Genomic DNA, 15,747 nt, shown 5'->3' with positions numbered 1-15,747 from the left:
TGTTGATAAAAAAATATTTTTAATGTTTTTTATTGTTGACTTCATTGTTATTTTATAATTTTATTAAATAATTCAAAAAAAAAGTTTATATGAAGAAAATTTTATTATTAAGTCAAATGCTTTTTGGAGTATTTATGATGGCTCAGGTGTCATACACACAAGACTGGACAGCTTCTGGTCTTAATGGCTGGACCTCTTCTCAGGATTGGAGTGGAGATATTTTTGAAGATGTTACAGATCCTTCTGAAATTTGTGGTTCATCTGGTGGAACTATTAGAGGAGAAAGATATTATGGGAACGCTGGGCAGTTAACTTCCCCTCAGATGACAGGAAATAATCAGGGGCAAATAACAATGTCTTTTGATTATAAGGTGTTAGATTATTCATGGTCAGGTCCTGGTAGTCCAACAGCATCTAACCTAATTGGAAGTATATCTGTAGAATTTGCATCGAGTTTATCAGGGCCTTGGACAGCTGTTTATACAATCGATGAAAATAATCACACAGAAAGTGCATCATGTGCTGCAAAGACATTTACATTTATACCTCCAAATTCAGCAACTTTTTATGTGAGGTTTAATGTAATTTCTGGTAATTCAGGAGATTCATTTTATTATTTCGATAATGTAGCAATTTCACAATCTGCTCCCCCAACATGTTTGCAACCATCAGGAATTGCGGCATCAAATATTTCTTCATCTAATGCACTATTATCGTGGACTGCACCTTCAACAGTTCCTGCGAATGGATATGAAGTTTATTATAGTACTTCATCAGCATTTCCTACAAGTACAATTGTATTAAATGCAACCAATTCAGTAACATCTAATACCACATCTGCAAATTTGCCTAATTTGGTTGCTAATAGTACTTATTATGTATGGGTTAGATCTGTATGTTCTACTTCAGATAAGGGTTATTGGATAGGAGCTCTTACCTTTAATACTCCTTGTGTTTCAACTACTATTCCTTATGTTCAAAATTTTGATGGTGTTACTGCTCCATCATTACCAAGTTGTACTACTGCGGTAAATTATGGATTAGGAAATATTTGGAAAACGCAAGATATATCTCAATCTTCTACTGTACCAGCTGGTTTCAATGGTAATGCTCTAAATTATTCATATAATTCTAATGAACCAGCAGATACTTGGTTTTTTACACAGGGAATCAATTTAACCGCTGGTGTTAATTACAGAATAAAATATAAGTTTTCTAATGCCACTGGCTATCAATATAACGAAAAAATGAAAGTAGCTTACGGAAATACAAATAATGCTGCCGGAATGACTAATCTGCTTAGAGATTATCCTAGTGTAATTGGCGGTGTTATTACCAATGATTTTGTAGATTTTACTCCAGCTACAACAGGGGTTTATTATTTTGGCTTTCAGGCATATTCGGACGAAGATATGAATCAGATATATTTAGATGATATTAATATTGATCTTAAGCCGGCATGTTCGGAGCCATCATCTTCCTCAATTACAAATTTAACATACAATACAGCTACTTTAAACTGGTCATCAGTATCTCCTGTACCAGGAGTTGGTTATGAGTACTATGTTTCAACAGTGAATACAGCTCCAACAGCAGGAACAGTTACATCTGCAACATCTGTTAATTTACCATCTGTAGTAGCAAATACAACCTATTATTATTGGATAAGAACTAACTGTACAACTACATCTAATAGTAATTGGATAACAGGTACATTTAAAACACCTCCTGTAAATGATAATTGTTCAAATGCAACTATTTTAACTCCTGGAGCTAATTTTGCTCAGAATTCTGTTGTAGGAACCACTGTTGGTGCTACTCTTACGAGTGATGCTACTGCAACAACAACTTGTCAAACCATAAGATATGCAGATACATGGTATAAAGTTGTTGTACCGGCAAGTGGTAGTATTACTATAGAAACAAATTCAGATGCAGGATCTTCAGTTACCGATACGGTTCTTGGAGTATATTCAGGATCGTGTGGATCTCTTGTTGAAATTGGTTGTGATGACGATAGCTCAGACGATGGATCGTTTTCTAAACTTAGTTTAACATCTGCTAATTCTATTACTCCTGGAGAAACACTCTTAATTGGAGTTTGGAATTACAGTGCTACTAACAGCGGAACTTTCAAAGTTTCTGCTTATGATGCGAGTTTATCAACATCAGAAGTTGTTAAGACTAAAAACGATATTAAAGTATATCCAAACCCGTTTACTGATGTATTGAATATTTCAGACATTAAAAATGTGAAATCTATTTCTGTGATGGATGTTGCTGGAAGATTGGTGAAATCTTTTGAAAAACCAACAGCTAATCTTCAGTTAAGCGAATTGCATTCTGGAATGTATTTGGTTGTTCTTCATATGAATGACGGTACTAAGCAAACTGTAAAAGCAATTAAAAAATAATTTTTAAACATTCTTTTTGAATATTATAATAGGAGCGGGAGAAATTCAGCTCCTATTTTTGTGTCTTAATCATAAGAAATATTTTTTCTCAAACTGAAATCATTCTGATATTTCACACAAGAAAAAAAACTGATATATTTGTTATAAAAGAGTAAATTATCATGGAAAATGTATTCGATGCAAAAGATGCACAGAATTATATCAACAGAATCAATAATTTAATTGAAGATACTCATGGGTTGTGGGGGAGAATGACTGTCGACCAGATGTTGGCACATTGTTGTGTATCCTACGAAATGATCTATGAACCCGAAAAACATAAAAAGCCGGGTGCAGTTGCTAAATTTATCCTGAAAACTTTTGTGAAATCTAAGGTTGTAAGCGAAAAATCTTATACGAAAGATTCTCCGACCGCTCCCCAATTTATAATTAAAGAAAGAAAGAATTTTGATGATGAAAAGAAAAGACTGATTGGATATATCCAAAAAACCCAACAATTGGGAGCTACAGCATTTGAAGATAAAGAATCTTTCTCTTTCGGCAGATTATCGTCAAAAGAATGGAATAATATGCTTGCGAAACATCTCAATCATCACTTAAGTCAATTTGGAGTGTAATTTTACCGTAATTTCATGAAGAGGAAAATATTTCTTTTATTACTGTTCACAGCTCAGTTACTGTTTTCCCAAATGCCGAACATTTCCAATGTTTGGCAGAATAATTCTAATCCTTACATAGGTACAATTGGCAACAAAAACCAGCCGATTAAGTTGAAAATTACTATTTCGGAACAGAGTAAGAAAAACGATCAGGAATATTTTGTTTCCGGATACTCTTTGGTAGATTTAAATTATACAAAATTTGAAGGTAAGTTTACCATTACCCAATATAAAGACGGTAGAAAAAGAGGATTGGTGTTCGGGAATTACGAATTGGCGGAAGAAAATAAAGGAAAACATTCTGGTATTTTCTCCGGAAAATTCACCTTTGCGTTTCGCTGGAATAATGCATCCGAAACAATCGAAAATCAGACTATTGATTTAGTGGGAAACTGGAAGAGTTATGATGGAGATTTAAATCTTAAAACTAAACTTAAAAATCAGTAAGAATATGAAATTAGGTGCATTTTCTATTAGTTTAAGTGTAAAAGACCTCTTGAAATCTAAAGAGTTTTATGAAATACTCGGCTTTAAAGAAATGGGTGGAAGCGTAGAGCAAAACTATCTTATCATGAAGAACGGAACCACACTTATCGGGCTTTTTCAGGCAATGTTTGATGGGAATATGCTCACTTTCAATCCGGGTTGGGATGAAAATGCGCAAAACTTGGAAATTTTTGATGATGTAAGAGAAATTCAAAAACATTTGAAAAATAATAAAGTAGAATTGCAAAAAGAAGCAGACGAAAACTCTTTTGGTCCGGAACATATTTATCTTAAAGATCCCGACGGAAATATGATTCTTATAGACCAGCACAGATAGAAATATTGTAAATTTTAATCTAAAAACATTTAAACAGTAATAAACTATGGCAACAGTAAATGTATATATTACTTTCAATGGAAACTGCAGACAGGCTTTTGCATTTTATCAGTCAGTTTTTGGCGGAGAAATTCCATACATGGGAACTTTCGGCGATATGCCTGCATCTGACGGTAAAGAATTACCGGAAGAGGATAAAAACAGAATTATGCATGTTTGTTTACCGATTTCTAAAGAAACCATGTTGATGGGAAGCGATATTATGGGAGATTATCCTTTTAAAGAAGGAAATAACTATGCGATTTCTATTAATACAGAATCTAAGGAGGAAGCAAACAGACTTTTTGAAGGTCTTTCGGATGAAGGAATTGTAACCATGCCTTTGCAAGATACTTTTTGGGGAGCTTATTTTGGAATGTTTACAGACAAATTTGGAATCCAATGGATGGTTAATTATGATGATCCTGAAAAAATGCAACAACATCCTTAAAATTATAAACCGGTTATTGCCGGTTTTTTTAGTTAAGTAAAGTCTGAAATTTATATTTTGATTGATAGATAATTATTATTAATTTTGTAATAAATGATAGTTATTTTAAATTATTAAATATGAAGGCTTATTGCAGAGTAATTGTTGTAGTATTATGTTTTTTGAGTATTTCAGTTTTTTCACAGAAAAACGAATGGGGAGCTTGGTATATGTATTTCGGAAATAATAAAATTAGTGACAGATTTAATTTTCATAATGAAATTCAGTACAGAAATTTCAATGCAGGAACAGATTTAGAACAATTATTAATACGTACTGGGATTGGATACGATCTTACTGAGAATAATAATAATGTCTTAGTAGGATATGGTTTTGTTTTGAGTAAACCCTACATCAATGGAGAAAAATCCGAAAATATTGAGCATAGACTATTTCAGCAATATATTACAAAACAAAAATTCGGAAGAGTTTTTCTTCAGCATCGTTATCGTTTAGAAGAACGTTTTTTACAGGATGATTTCAGAATGAGATTCCGTTATTTGCTTGGGATTAATATTCCCATTAACAATAAAGAAATGCTGCCTAAAACATGGTATGCTTCGGCATATAATGAAATTTTCCTGCATTTCAACAGCCCTGTTTTCGATAGAAACCGCGTTTATGGAGCAGTTGGTTTTGTGATTAATAAAAATATGCGTATTGAAGCAGGTTATATGAATCAAATTCAGGAAAATAAAAACCGTGGGCAAATACAGATTGGTTTTTATAATAATATACCTTTCACAAAAAATTAAAGTAAATAATACTTTTATTCGGTCTTTATAAGCAGAGCTTTATAATAAATTCTTAATTATTTTTTTAACTTAATACATAAAAAACGAATGATTCACAATTATGTCATTTTATCCATTGTAGTATTGTTGGCGGTGATGATTTTGGTAATGATCGGGCAAAAGCTTAAAGTTGCATATCCTATATTTTTGGTTATTGCAGGGCTTTTAATAAGTTTAGTTCCCGGTATGCCACATATCGAAATAGAGCCAGATTTGGTTTTTCTTATTTTTCTTCCTCCCATTTTATTTGAAGCGGCATGGTTTACTTCTTGGCAGGATTTTCGGAAATGGAAAAAGCAGATTTTTTCTATGGCATTTGGATTGGTTTTTCTTACCTCCATCGTCGTAGCTTATCTGTCATCATCAATTATACCGGGACTTACTGTGGCGATGGGATTTCTTTTAGGAGGAGTAAATTCTCCGCCAGATGCTGTAGCAGCAACTTCTGTACTGAAGCACATGAAAATTCCAAAAAAAATTACCAGTGTGTTAGAAGGAGAAAGTTTAATTAATGATGCTTCGAGTTTAATTGTTTTTAAATTTGCTTTGGCGGCAGTTATTTCTGGACAGTTTATCTTTGCTGATGCTGCTAAAGACTTCTTTATGATGGCAGTTGGTGGAGTAGCAGTTGGTATTGCTTGCGGTTTTGTTTTTGGATTTTTTCTAAGATACATTCCTTCTAATTCTAATATAGATACAGTTATTACTCTCATTGTACCGTATATAATGTATGTAGGTGCAGAACATTTCCATTTTTCCGGTGTTTTATCGGTTGTTGCAGGTGGGTTGTTAATGTCATATAATTCTCATTGTTACATGAGTCATACCACGAGAATTCAGGCAGGAAATGTCTGGAATGTTCTTATTTTTCTAATGAATACCATTATTTTTATCCTTATCGGACTAGAATTACCGGTGGTTGTAGCAGGAATGAAAGATTATACGATTTCTGAAGGTATCATCTATAGTGTTGTTATCGGAGGAGCAATAGTTTTTACCAGAATTTTGTACAGTTATGCAGTGGCTTATCTGCCTTGGCTGTGTTCGAAAGATTATAGGCTGAAGTTTCCAAAACCAGATTGGCGGGAACCTTTTATCATTAGCTTTGCGGCAATGAGAGGGGTAGTTTCTTTGGCTGCAGCACTTTCAATTCCGGCTTTTTTACCGAATGGGGAGGCATTTCCACATAGAAATATTATCCTTTTTGTCACTTTTGTTATCATTCTTATTACTTTGGTGGGACAAGGCTTAATGCTTTCCCCTATTTTAAAACTTTTAAAAATTAAAGATGTAGAAAGCGATATTCCGGAGGAAAAACAAGAAGTTATACTTTGGAGAAAGCTTAAAGAAACGGCTTTACATACATTAGAGAACGATTATACTCAGTTAATAGAAACCAACAGCTTGGTTCGTCATCAAAAACGTAAACTTGAAAATGAAATGATGATGATGGCAGATAAAACGCAATGCATGGCTTCTACGGAAAATTTTTCTTCCTCTCTTCACGAGAGTAAAGACGTTCTTCGTCAGGTAATTCAGGCACAGAGAAACGAACTTCATAGAATGAAACGCGAAAAAATATTTGATGATCAAGTCTTACGGGGTATAGAAATGCAGCTCGATTTTGATGAAGCTAAAATTACAGGATTTACCCATTAATGAACTGAGAATGAAAGTAAATTCTTTAACTCCGGTATTATGGACTGAAAAATTTGAAGAAACGATTCAGTTTTATACTCATGTTTTGAAGTTTTCTGTAAAAAACCAAAACTCAGAATGGAATTGGGCTGTTTTAGAGAAAGATGAAATTCAAATCATGATTTCTTTGCCCAATTCTCATGAAAAGAAAACCGAAATAGGTTTTTCCGGATCTTTTTATTTTAATATTGAAAATATTCAGTCTTTTTGGGATTTTTTGAAGTCTACTGCAAAAATTTGTTATGAACTCGAAGTTTTCGATTGGGGAATGAGAGAATTTGCCATTTACGATAACAACGGATATATCCTTCAGTTTGGCGAATCTGTACAAGAAATTAGCAGAGAGGAATAAATTTTGTTATTTTTGAAAAAAATTTCGATAAAAACAATGAAAAATAAATTAATAGCAGGTTTTGCAGCATTATTACTGATTGTTTCTTGTAAAAATGACGAAAAAATCCTCACTTCTCTTGCAGATTATAATACAGGAATGGAGCAGAAAGGATATCATTTTGGCGATAAACTTACTTTGCCGCAAGAAGTTATAGATAATGCAGAAAGTATTACCATAAGTTTTGGAGAAAAAGAAACGAACAATCTTGTAATTGATCCCAAGTATTTTACATTAGGTGATAATGCGGTTACGTTTAATGTGAAAACAAAAGGTGGGGAAACATTATATCAGGATGCAACCATCAATGTCTACAGCAAATCTCCGGAAACTACGCTTAATTATGAAGTTGTTGCAGAATATCCACACGATCCTAAAAATTTCGTACAGGGTTTTCAGATTGATGGAAATATAATTTATGAAAGCGACGGGCAAAATGGTTCTTCACAAATTCTTACCTATCAGTTGGGAAATACAACTCCGGTTTTAAGTACCAAACAGCCTGAAGATGTTTTTTCGGAAGGAAGTACTATTGCGGGAGACAAAGTCTATCAGCTTACATGGAAAAACAAAAAAGGATTTGTTTATGATAAGAAAACTTTGAAATTATTGTCAGAATTCGATTATCCAAGTGTTTTAGGAGAAGGTTGGGGTTTAACGTTTGACGGCAAAAACCTTATTGCTTCAGATGGTTCCAAAAATCTTTATTTTCTGGATGTTAATAATCCATCTAAATTGGTAAGATACATTTCGGTAGCGGGAAATACAAGTGTTTACGATCAGCTAAACGAGTTAGAATATTACAAAGGATTTATTTATGCAAACGTTTGGCATAAACCAATTATATTGAAAATAAATCCTGCAAACGGAGAAGTTGTAGGTAAATTCGATTTCTCTAAATTGGCAGATCCTTTCACAGATGTAGATTCTGAACATGTACTGAACGGTATTGCCTTTAAAGGAGATAATATGCTGGTTACCGGTAAGAATTGGTCTAAAATTTATGAAGTTGCTTTAAAGTAGTTAAAAAACCTTCAGAATTTTATTACAATAAATAAAAAATGTAAATTGGTAGCGTTCCTTTTCGGGACGCTATCTTATTAAAGAAGATTTGAGAATATTATCATTTTTGCTTATTCTTTTTTTCTGTTCCGTTTCGGCTCAGAAAGTTTTGCCTTTCGACAGCTTGAAACTCAGCGAAGCAAGAGACATGTTTGCCGATGATTACGGAAGCATCTATTTGTACAAAAACAAAGATTTTAGTTTTACCAAATACGATTCTCTTGGGAAACAGTTGGGTAAAATGATGTTTACCGTTCCTTTCAAAGTTCAGGGAGTACAGAATCCTCTCAGCGTTGCACTTTTTTCTGAAAATGCTCAGGAAATGAAATTTGTAGACCAGAATCTTAACGAAATTCAGAAATTAGATTTTAAACAGAAATTCGGTTTTGTGAAACATGCCTATGCAGAAGATCTTCAGCAGGTTTGGGTACTCGATGAAAGTACAAAGAGAATGCTGCAGTATAATTTCAGAAACGATACCACCATCAATTCTTTTCCTTACACTGTAAATGTAGATGATCTCATAGATTTACTTGTTTATGAAAGTAAGGTTTATATTTTATCTAAGGATGCATTTCGTGTTTTCAATTTAAAGTTCGAAAAACTATTTGAAGCTCCTGTTGTCAACGCAAAAAGATTTCGCAGAGAAAACGAAAATATTATGGTGATTACCAATACCGCTGTTTTTACCTATGTTCAGGATAAAGAACTCTCGAAATTATTTGAGGATCCTGCAACGCAGATTGTGGATAAAAACTCTTTGGCTTATTTTGAAGTAAAAGGCAACAAACTCTATCTTTACACTCTGGAAAATCTTCGGAAATTGAAGCCGGAAAAAACTCTTGAACAACTGGAAAAGGAAAAAATAGAATTACAGAAAGAGATAGAAAGGCTGGAAAAAGAAAAATCTGAAAAAGGAGATATTATAAAAATAATAGATGAAATTTCCAGAGTAGAATCTTTGGGTATTTAATTAGAAAAAACTTCATACAAAAAATGCACATTGCTGTTACAGGTAACATTGGAGCCGGAAAAACCACACTTACTACCATGCTTTCGAAACATTACGGTTGGGATGCACAGTTCGAAGACGTAGATCATAATCCTTATCTGGAAGATTTTTATGCAGATATGAATAAGTGGAGTTTTGCTTTACAGATTTATTTCCTAGGAAGCAGATTCCGTCAGGTAAAAGAAATTCGCGAGAGCGGAAAAAACATTATTCAGGATCGTACAATTTATGAAGATGCTCATATTTTTGCAGAAAATCTTAATGATATGAAGCTTCTTTCAGACAGAGATTTCAGCAATTATGCTTCGCTTTTCGATTTAATGAAAACTTTTGTTTCGGCACCCGATTTGCTTATTTATCTTAAGTCTGATGTTCCTAATCTTGTAAAAAAAATCTATAAAAGAGGAAGAGAATATGAAGCTTCTATCAGTATAGAATATTTATCTAAACTCAACCAAAAATACGAGAAATGGATTTCTAATTACACCGAAGGCAAACTTCTGATTATTGAAGTAGATGATCTGGATTTTGTAGAAAAACCTGAAGATTTTGGTTTTATTCTCGAGAAAATAGATGCGGAACTCAACGGATTATTTTAAATCTTGTATATTATGATAAAGGTCTTACACAACAGTAACTGTTCCAAATCCAATGCTGTTTTAGAATATTTGGATGAAAATGGTGTTCAGTTCGAAATTATTGATATTGTGAAAGATCCTTTAACCGTTCTGGAGCTTAAAACAATTCTCAAAAAACTCAATCAGCCAGTAGAAAATATGATTCGTAAAAATGAAAAGCTTTATCTTGAAAAATATGCAGGTAAAGAATTTTCTGAAGACGAATGGTTAGAAATTTTGGCAGAAAATCCTTCTCTTATCCAAAGACCTATTCTTATTAAAGGTTCTGTGGCAATGATTGGCAGACCGGTAGAAAATGTAAAGTTTTTTATTGAAGGTTAATTATAGATAATTCAATTCAAAATATTTAAAAACAGCTCTTTATAAAAGGAGTTGTTTTTTTATAATTTCAATGTTCTACATTTGTAGAATGATATTATTTTTCTATTTTTACAAAAAAAGATTAGTAAAAAGCAAAAATAAGCAAAACGGTTAAAACCTTTGCTATACAAGGCTTTATAAAAAGAGTAGTCTTAGTTCGGAAGTCGGTGTCTGATAGGTTTGGGGCTTAAATTGACAAGGTTAGGTTACTAATTCGTTACCGATTGACAAAGGTAATGATATGGCTTAACTGATTATATTTCAGTCTTTTGCGCCCTTTTCTACATTCCCTTGTAACTCAATGTAATTTAATTTTAAACATTAAACATTTGAGTTATGGAGCAGACAAAAAAATCGACGTTCAAACTGCTTTTCTATTTGAAAAAGAACGAACTGAAAAAGAACGGTAATGCCCCGATTATGGCACGTATTACCATTGACGGAACCCCTAAGACTTTCGGAACAAAGTTAGAAATTGACCCCAATAATTGGGATTTGAAACACGGAAGAGTTCAGGGAAAAAGTGCGCAGGCACTAAGCATTAATAAAAAACTGGATAACATACGTGGGCGTATCGACAAGATTTATGAAGATATGCTGAAGCACGAGGGCTTTGCGACCGCCCAAAAAGTAAAGCTATCTTTTTTAGGTGTTGGTGTAATGGATGATGCAATACTTAAAGTCTTCAACGACCAAAATGAGGATTTTAAAAAACTGGTCGAAAAGGAAGAACGCTCACAAAGCACCTACAACAAGTATATCACAGTTTACAATCATCTTACCACGTTTATCGAAGAACGCTATCATCGTGATGATATGGCTTTCCGGGAATTGACTGCCGATTTTATCCGGGAGTTTGATTTTTACCTCCGGTACGATTTACAGTCTTCGCATAATACGGTTTGGGTGTACACGATGCCTTTATTAGCCGTTGTGGAACTGGCTATTAAAAAGGGCTTGATACGTGATAATCCGTTTCAGGATTATGAAATCAATATGGAAGAAACCGACCGGGGTTATATCCTTAAAGAAGATGTAGAAAAGCTGATAATGTGCGTACCATCGCACCCACGGTATGAACTGGTAAAAGACCTGTTTATTTTCAGTTGCTTTACTGGACTTGCTTATGCGGATATTAAGAAACTGACAAGGAACAATATTCAATCATTCTTTGACGGTCATCAGTGGATTATCAGCAGGAGAAAGAAATCAGATATTGCTTCTAATGTTCGGTTAATGGAAATCCCTAAGCGTATCATTGAGAAGTATCAGGGTACGACAAGGAATGAATTTATCTTTCCGGTTCCGACCAATGCAACCTGCAATACACACATAGGTAAACTGGTTGAAAAGGCAGAAATCATTACAGAACAAAAAGTAACCTTTCACACGGCAAGACATACTTTCGGAACAATGTTTTTGACGGAGGGCGTACCGCTTGAAAGCCTTAGCAAAATGATGGGACATAAAAACATTTCCACCACACAGATTTACGCTAAAATTACAAGCCAAAAAATCAGTAAGGATATGGATTTGGTTACACCGAAATTTAAGGCAATGGAAGAAGCATTTATGATGGCAATCTAATCAGCTTTTATTTAATCACAATGAGCAGAACTTAACGGTTCTGCTTTTTTATGCCCATACTTTTTAGGTAGGTAAAGCACATTTACTTTCCTCTACCCAGTCCAACGCTGTAAAAGAGCTTATTACCTACTTGCTAAATAGAAAATTGAAAAACGAAACCCATATCTAACGCCCCCTTGCTATTCCGTTTTTCAAATCTCTATTACAGGCTATCATAGCCTGGTCATTAATGCCATAAAAATTTAGAATAGAAAATTTCCACAATCAACCGGTAAAAAGGCAGCTAAGTTATAGCGGGCAGCCACCCCACACTCCCAACCAAAAGACTACGGCATAATGGCAAGGCAAAATGTTGGCTTCGCCGAGTTGCTGTGTGTTGCCTTGCCACCCTCTGGGACTTATTCCGTTTCCTTTCGGTTTTACGCTATTGCCCGCTTGGATTATCTGCTTTCTTTTTTCCGGTTTTTCTTTTGGAAAAATTTATGCGAAGCGAAGCGGAGCAAACCACAACGGGAAACGGGAAACGAGAAAAGCGAGTAAGCAAATAACATTTTTTCAAACATCAAAAATTTAGCATTATGGCACACAACATCAATTTCAACGAGCAAACAGGACGTCATTCATTCTTCAGCGTTCAGCAAAAAGCGTGGCACGGTTTGGGGCAAATCGTAGAGCAGTACCCAACAAGCGAGGAAGCAATCGTACACGCAGGTTTAGATTACGAGGTTATCAAATCCCCACTGTTTACACAGGGCAGAACGATGAACATAGGCGACAGCGGAGAACTAATTGAAGCTAATGACATTTTAGTACCTAACAGTTTCGCAACACTCCGCACAGACACTAATAGACCGTTAGGCGTAGTAGGCAAAGACTACCATATCGTACAAAACCGTGAGGCGTTCAATTTCTTTGATGCTATTGTAGGCGGAGGCGAGGGAATATTGTACGAAACCGCAGGAGCATTGGGCAACGGGGAACGCATTTTTATCACTGCCAAGCTGCCCGACTATATCCGAGTAGGTAACGGCGACGACGTAACAGAAAAGTACATTTTTTTAACCACAAGCCACGACGGTAGCGGAAGTATTACCGCAGCATTTACCCCTATCCGTATCGTATGCCAAAACACCCTTAACGCTTCATTGCGGAGTATGACCAATGTAGTGCGTATCAAACATACGTCAGGAGCAAAACAACGTATCGAGAACGCCCATAAGATTATGGGACTTGCCAATACTTTGAGCAACCAATTAGAGGGCATTTTTAACCAGTGGACAAAAGTACGAGTAACAGACCGTGAAGTAAGAAAGTTAATCCAGTTGGCACTATGCCCGAACAAAGAAACGCTTGACCTGCTGAAAAAAGGTGCGGAAGATGAGGTTTCCACCGTGTTCAGAAACACCGTAGATGATGCCTTTCAGTACGCTATGATAAGCGACACTCAACAAATGGAAACTACCAAAGGCACATTGTTCGGGGCTTATAATGCCGTTACAGGCTACTTTCAGAATGTACGCAATTATAGGGATAGCGAAGCCAAACTACAATCTATTGTAATGGGCGGTACAGCACAGCTAAAGACACAAAAAGCCTTTGAACTGTGTACAGACTTTGCCTATTCAGGAGCAGAGATTTTCAACTTCAATTAATCATCAAAGGCGACTGCCTGCAAAGGTGGTCGCCTACTAAAAACAAAAGATATGAAAGCATTAGATAAAATGGACAACCTCGATAAAGCGGGCTTGTTGTGCAAATTGTTTCCCGCAGAACTGGAGAACCTGCAAAACGCTATAAAAACGCAATGCGACTACTTCCTGCAAAATGAAACCGCCTTTCGTGAGGGTTGGTATCAAAAGGGATTTTTTACCGCTGAATTTTGGTACAGGCTTGTGCAGAATGCACAAAAAGGCATAGACAAGAATGAACCACTTTGGAAACGCCCGAACTGGTTTACAGACCATTTTTTTGACGGACACAATTCAATTTTCGCTATCCACTGCCTGATTGAATATACAGAGGATGCACAATGCGACCCGCAATTAAAACAGGCGATACACCTGCTTTTCGGGAACGACAAATTTTTACAGATAACCTTAAACGATAAATAATTATGGCTAATTGGTGCAACAACTGGGTTGTTTTTGAGGGAACAGCCGAAGCAATAGAGCAGATAACACAGCTATTCAAATCAATGGCTGAACAGGAACAGAAAGACAACTGCGGGCATTTACCCCATTTCGTACAGGACACGCACGGAGATTATTTCTACAATATCAGTCAGGACAATGAAAGTGCGGGTGTATTCCAGTATGAAACAAAATGGTCGCCAAATACGGATGCCGTTAAGCAGATAGCCGAACATTTCAAAGTGAATTTCACACAGGACTATGAGGAATTAGGATGCTTAGTATATGGTCAGGCAATATTTGAAGACGGCATACTAACAAACACCTGCTTAGATAGTCAGGACTTTTGCAGCTATGAATTAGACGAGGACACAGACACGTACCATTTTGAGGGCAAGGAGTACGACAGCGAATGGGAAATACTCGACACTTTGTTAGAGCGTAAAAGCGAAAATCAATTAAACACCATTAAAATTTAGAACGATGAAACTATCAGATAAAGCGACAGCACATATTTTGGTTAAAGCCAATACTAACAGCGAATGGGATAATTGCGGGTTTGCAATTATCCACCTATCCGAAGAATGGAAAAAAGAACAGGAAAAACGGCTTGCACTGGTTAAGCCGTTAGAGGGCAATTCTTATTTCTGCTCAATGAACTACTATGATACGGCAGTAGATTTTTACAGTACAGGCGAAGACGATAACCCGAACATTGAAGAAATGCTAAACGGTAAGGAATGGGTATTCGTGGAGCTTGACGAGCAAGAGCAGGAAACGTTTACCGTTCCTGAAAACCGACTGGATTGTTTCAGGCTTGTATTGCGGGCAAACGGTACAGGCTACTATACAGCATACGGAAAGCATACGAGCGAAGAATTTTGGACGGAAGAGTTTTCATTAATCAAGTTAATTGCTTAATCAGAAAAATTCAGCACAATGAAAATCAGAGATAAAAACGGAAATTGGATTGAAGTTACTGACCTCAAAAAAGGTATTTGGCAAACTGGGTGGTACAAAGAATATCAGCATAACCCACCCGTTGAAAGCGATAAGGAAAGACAGGCATATTGGGCAGATATACACGAGAAATTATTAGCTTTAAAAGTAGGGTTAAATAACCCGAAAAATTAACAAACCGCCTGACCCGAAAAGTCGGGCGGCAAAAAGACAGATCCTTCCGATGGTCGGAACAGTCTTTTTGCATTGAATAGGTGTAACCCCTTTGTCAAAATGCAACCGCTCTGCACTTTCCCCATTTTACATTTTATCAAAATAGGTTACGATATTATTGTGTGGGATATTCAGTATCCCATTATTTGTTTTGTAATGACTTCTTTTCTTTCCACACAGCGACCAAAGAAAAGAAGCAAAAGAACGTCGCTTGGTTAATTTTGTCTTTTGTTTTTTTTGTAAGCTATCAAACAATTTCTAATTGATTAAATTTGAAATTTGTCAACAATTACAAATCGCTAAATCAAAGTAATGATAGAAACTGAAATTTCAATAACAGTAAACAGAAAGCCTGATATTAATTTAATAGAACAAAAAATTGATTATCCGTTTTTAATCATAACCCTGTAATGTTAGCAATAATAAGCCTTTCAAAGAGGCTATCTCCAAAATATCTTCGATTTAGCTTGTAGATGAA

At 35.3% G+C, this 15,747-nt stretch carries 18 protein-coding genes; all 18 read left to right on the top strand.

What is annotated here, in order from left to right:
• Positions 1 to 89 precede the first annotated feature (89 nt).
• The 18 genes from IV513_RS04915 to IV513_RS04830 all read left to right on the top strand — a co-directional run bounded on the left by IV513_RS04915 (position 90) and on the right by IV513_RS04830 (position 15,230).
• Positions 90 to 2,414 carry a T9SS type A sorting domain-containing protein gene (locus IV513_RS04915; protein WP_209389397.1) on the top strand — a complete coding sequence of 775 codons (2,325 nt, stop codon included), beginning with the start codon at positions 90 to 92 and terminating at the stop codon, positions 2,412 to 2,414.
• A gap of 161 nt (positions 2,415 to 2,575) precedes the next feature.
• Positions 2,576 to 3,031 (top strand): DUF1569 domain-containing protein, encoded by a 456-nt coding sequence (locus IV513_RS04910; RefSeq protein WP_209389396.1) that lies wholly within the window; start codon positions 2,576 to 2,578, stop codon positions 3,029 to 3,031.
• A 15-nt stretch (positions 3,032 to 3,046) separates the two neighbouring features.
• Entirely contained in the window at positions 3,047 to 3,520 is a 474-nt protein-coding gene (locus IV513_RS04905) for a hypothetical protein (RefSeq protein ID WP_209389395.1), read from the top strand.
• A 4-nt stretch (positions 3,521 to 3,524) separates the two neighbouring features.
• Positions 3,525 to 3,896, top strand: a complete 372-nt coding sequence (locus IV513_RS04900; protein ID WP_209389394.1) for a VOC family protein — start codon at positions 3,525 to 3,527, stop codon at positions 3,894 to 3,896.
• 46 nt (positions 3,897 to 3,942) lie between these two features.
• Entirely contained in the window at positions 3,943 to 4,386 is a 444-nt protein-coding gene (locus IV513_RS04895) for a VOC family protein (protein WP_209389393.1), read from the top strand.
• A 119-nt stretch (positions 4,387 to 4,505) separates the two neighbouring features.
• On the top strand, positions 4,506 to 5,180 hold the full coding sequence (locus tag IV513_RS04890) for a DUF2490 domain-containing protein (RefSeq protein WP_209389392.1): 675 nt from the start codon (positions 4,506 to 4,508) through the stop codon (positions 5,178 to 5,180).
• A gap of 87 nt (positions 5,181 to 5,267) precedes the next feature.
• Positions 5,268 to 6,878: a Na+/H+ antiporter gene (locus IV513_RS04885; protein ID WP_209389391.1), complete on the top strand. Its 1,611-nt coding sequence runs from the start codon at positions 5,268 to 5,270 to the stop codon at positions 6,876 to 6,878.
• Positions 6,847 to 7,269 carry a VOC family protein gene (locus IV513_RS04880; protein ID WP_209389390.1) on the top strand — a complete coding sequence of 141 codons (423 nt, stop codon included), beginning with the start codon at positions 6,847 to 6,849 and terminating at the stop codon, positions 7,267 to 7,269. The genes IV513_RS04885 and IV513_RS04880 overlap by 32 nt, the downstream gene beginning before the upstream one ends.
• 36 nt (positions 7,270 to 7,305) lie before the next feature.
• Positions 7,306 to 8,331: a glutaminyl-peptide cyclotransferase gene (locus IV513_RS04875; RefSeq protein WP_209389389.1), complete on the top strand. Its 1,026-nt coding sequence runs from the start codon at positions 7,306 to 7,308 to the stop codon at positions 8,329 to 8,331.
• 106 nt (positions 8,332 to 8,437) lie between these two features.
• The gene (locus IV513_RS04870; protein ID WP_245168862.1) at positions 8,438 to 9,343 is read left to right on the top strand and encodes a P-loop NTPase fold protein; all 906 of its coding nucleotides are present in this window, start codon (positions 8,438 to 8,440) and stop codon (positions 9,341 to 9,343) included.
• Between the two features lie 23 nt (positions 9,344 to 9,366).
• A complete protein-coding gene (locus IV513_RS04865; RefSeq protein WP_209389387.1) occupies positions 9,367 to 9,981 on the top strand; it encodes a deoxynucleoside kinase in 615 nt (204 codons plus the stop codon).
• Between the two features lie 12 nt (positions 9,982 to 9,993).
• Positions 9,994 to 10,341, top strand: coding sequence for an arsenate reductase family protein (locus tag IV513_RS04860; protein ID WP_245168861.1), 348 nt, complete (start codon positions 9,994 to 9,996; stop codon positions 10,339 to 10,341).
• Positions 10,342 to 10,716: 375 nt separating this feature from the next.
• The gene (locus IV513_RS04855; protein WP_209389386.1) at positions 10,717 to 11,967 is read left to right on the top strand and encodes a site-specific integrase; all 1,251 of its coding nucleotides are present in this window, start codon (positions 10,717 to 10,719) and stop codon (positions 11,965 to 11,967) included.
• Positions 11,968 to 12,545: 578 nt separating this feature from the next.
• Positions 12,546 to 13,619, top strand: a complete 1,074-nt coding sequence (locus IV513_RS04850) for a DUF932 domain-containing protein (RefSeq protein WP_209389385.1) — start codon at positions 12,546 to 12,548, stop codon at positions 13,617 to 13,619.
• Between the two features lie 51 nt (positions 13,620 to 13,670).
• Positions 13,671 to 14,078 (top strand): hypothetical protein, encoded by a 408-nt coding sequence (locus IV513_RS04845; protein ID WP_066436456.1) that lies wholly within the window; start codon positions 13,671 to 13,673, stop codon positions 14,076 to 14,078.
• 2 nt (positions 14,079 to 14,080) lie between these two features.
• The gene (locus IV513_RS04840) at positions 14,081 to 14,575 is read left to right on the top strand and encodes a hypothetical protein (protein ID WP_098203534.1); all 495 of its coding nucleotides are present in this window, start codon (positions 14,081 to 14,083) and stop codon (positions 14,573 to 14,575) included.
• A gap of 4 nt (positions 14,576 to 14,579) precedes the next feature.
• The gene (locus IV513_RS04835; RefSeq protein ID WP_024566580.1) at positions 14,580 to 15,017 is read left to right on the top strand and encodes a hypothetical protein; all 438 of its coding nucleotides are present in this window, start codon (positions 14,580 to 14,582) and stop codon (positions 15,015 to 15,017) included.
• Between the two features lie 18 nt (positions 15,018 to 15,035).
• Entirely contained in the window at positions 15,036 to 15,230 is a 195-nt protein-coding gene (locus IV513_RS04830) for a hypothetical protein (RefSeq protein WP_024566581.1), read from the top strand.
• Positions 15,231 to 15,747 lie beyond the last annotated feature (517 nt).

The organism is Chryseobacterium sp. RR2-3-20, from assembly GCF_017808115.1.
GTDB lineage: Bacteria > Bacteroidota > Bacteroidia > Flavobacteriales > Weeksellaceae > Chryseobacterium > Chryseobacterium oryzae.
Note: the sequence above shows the minus strand (reverse complement) of the source record. Positions and strands in the feature narration are given on the sequence as shown.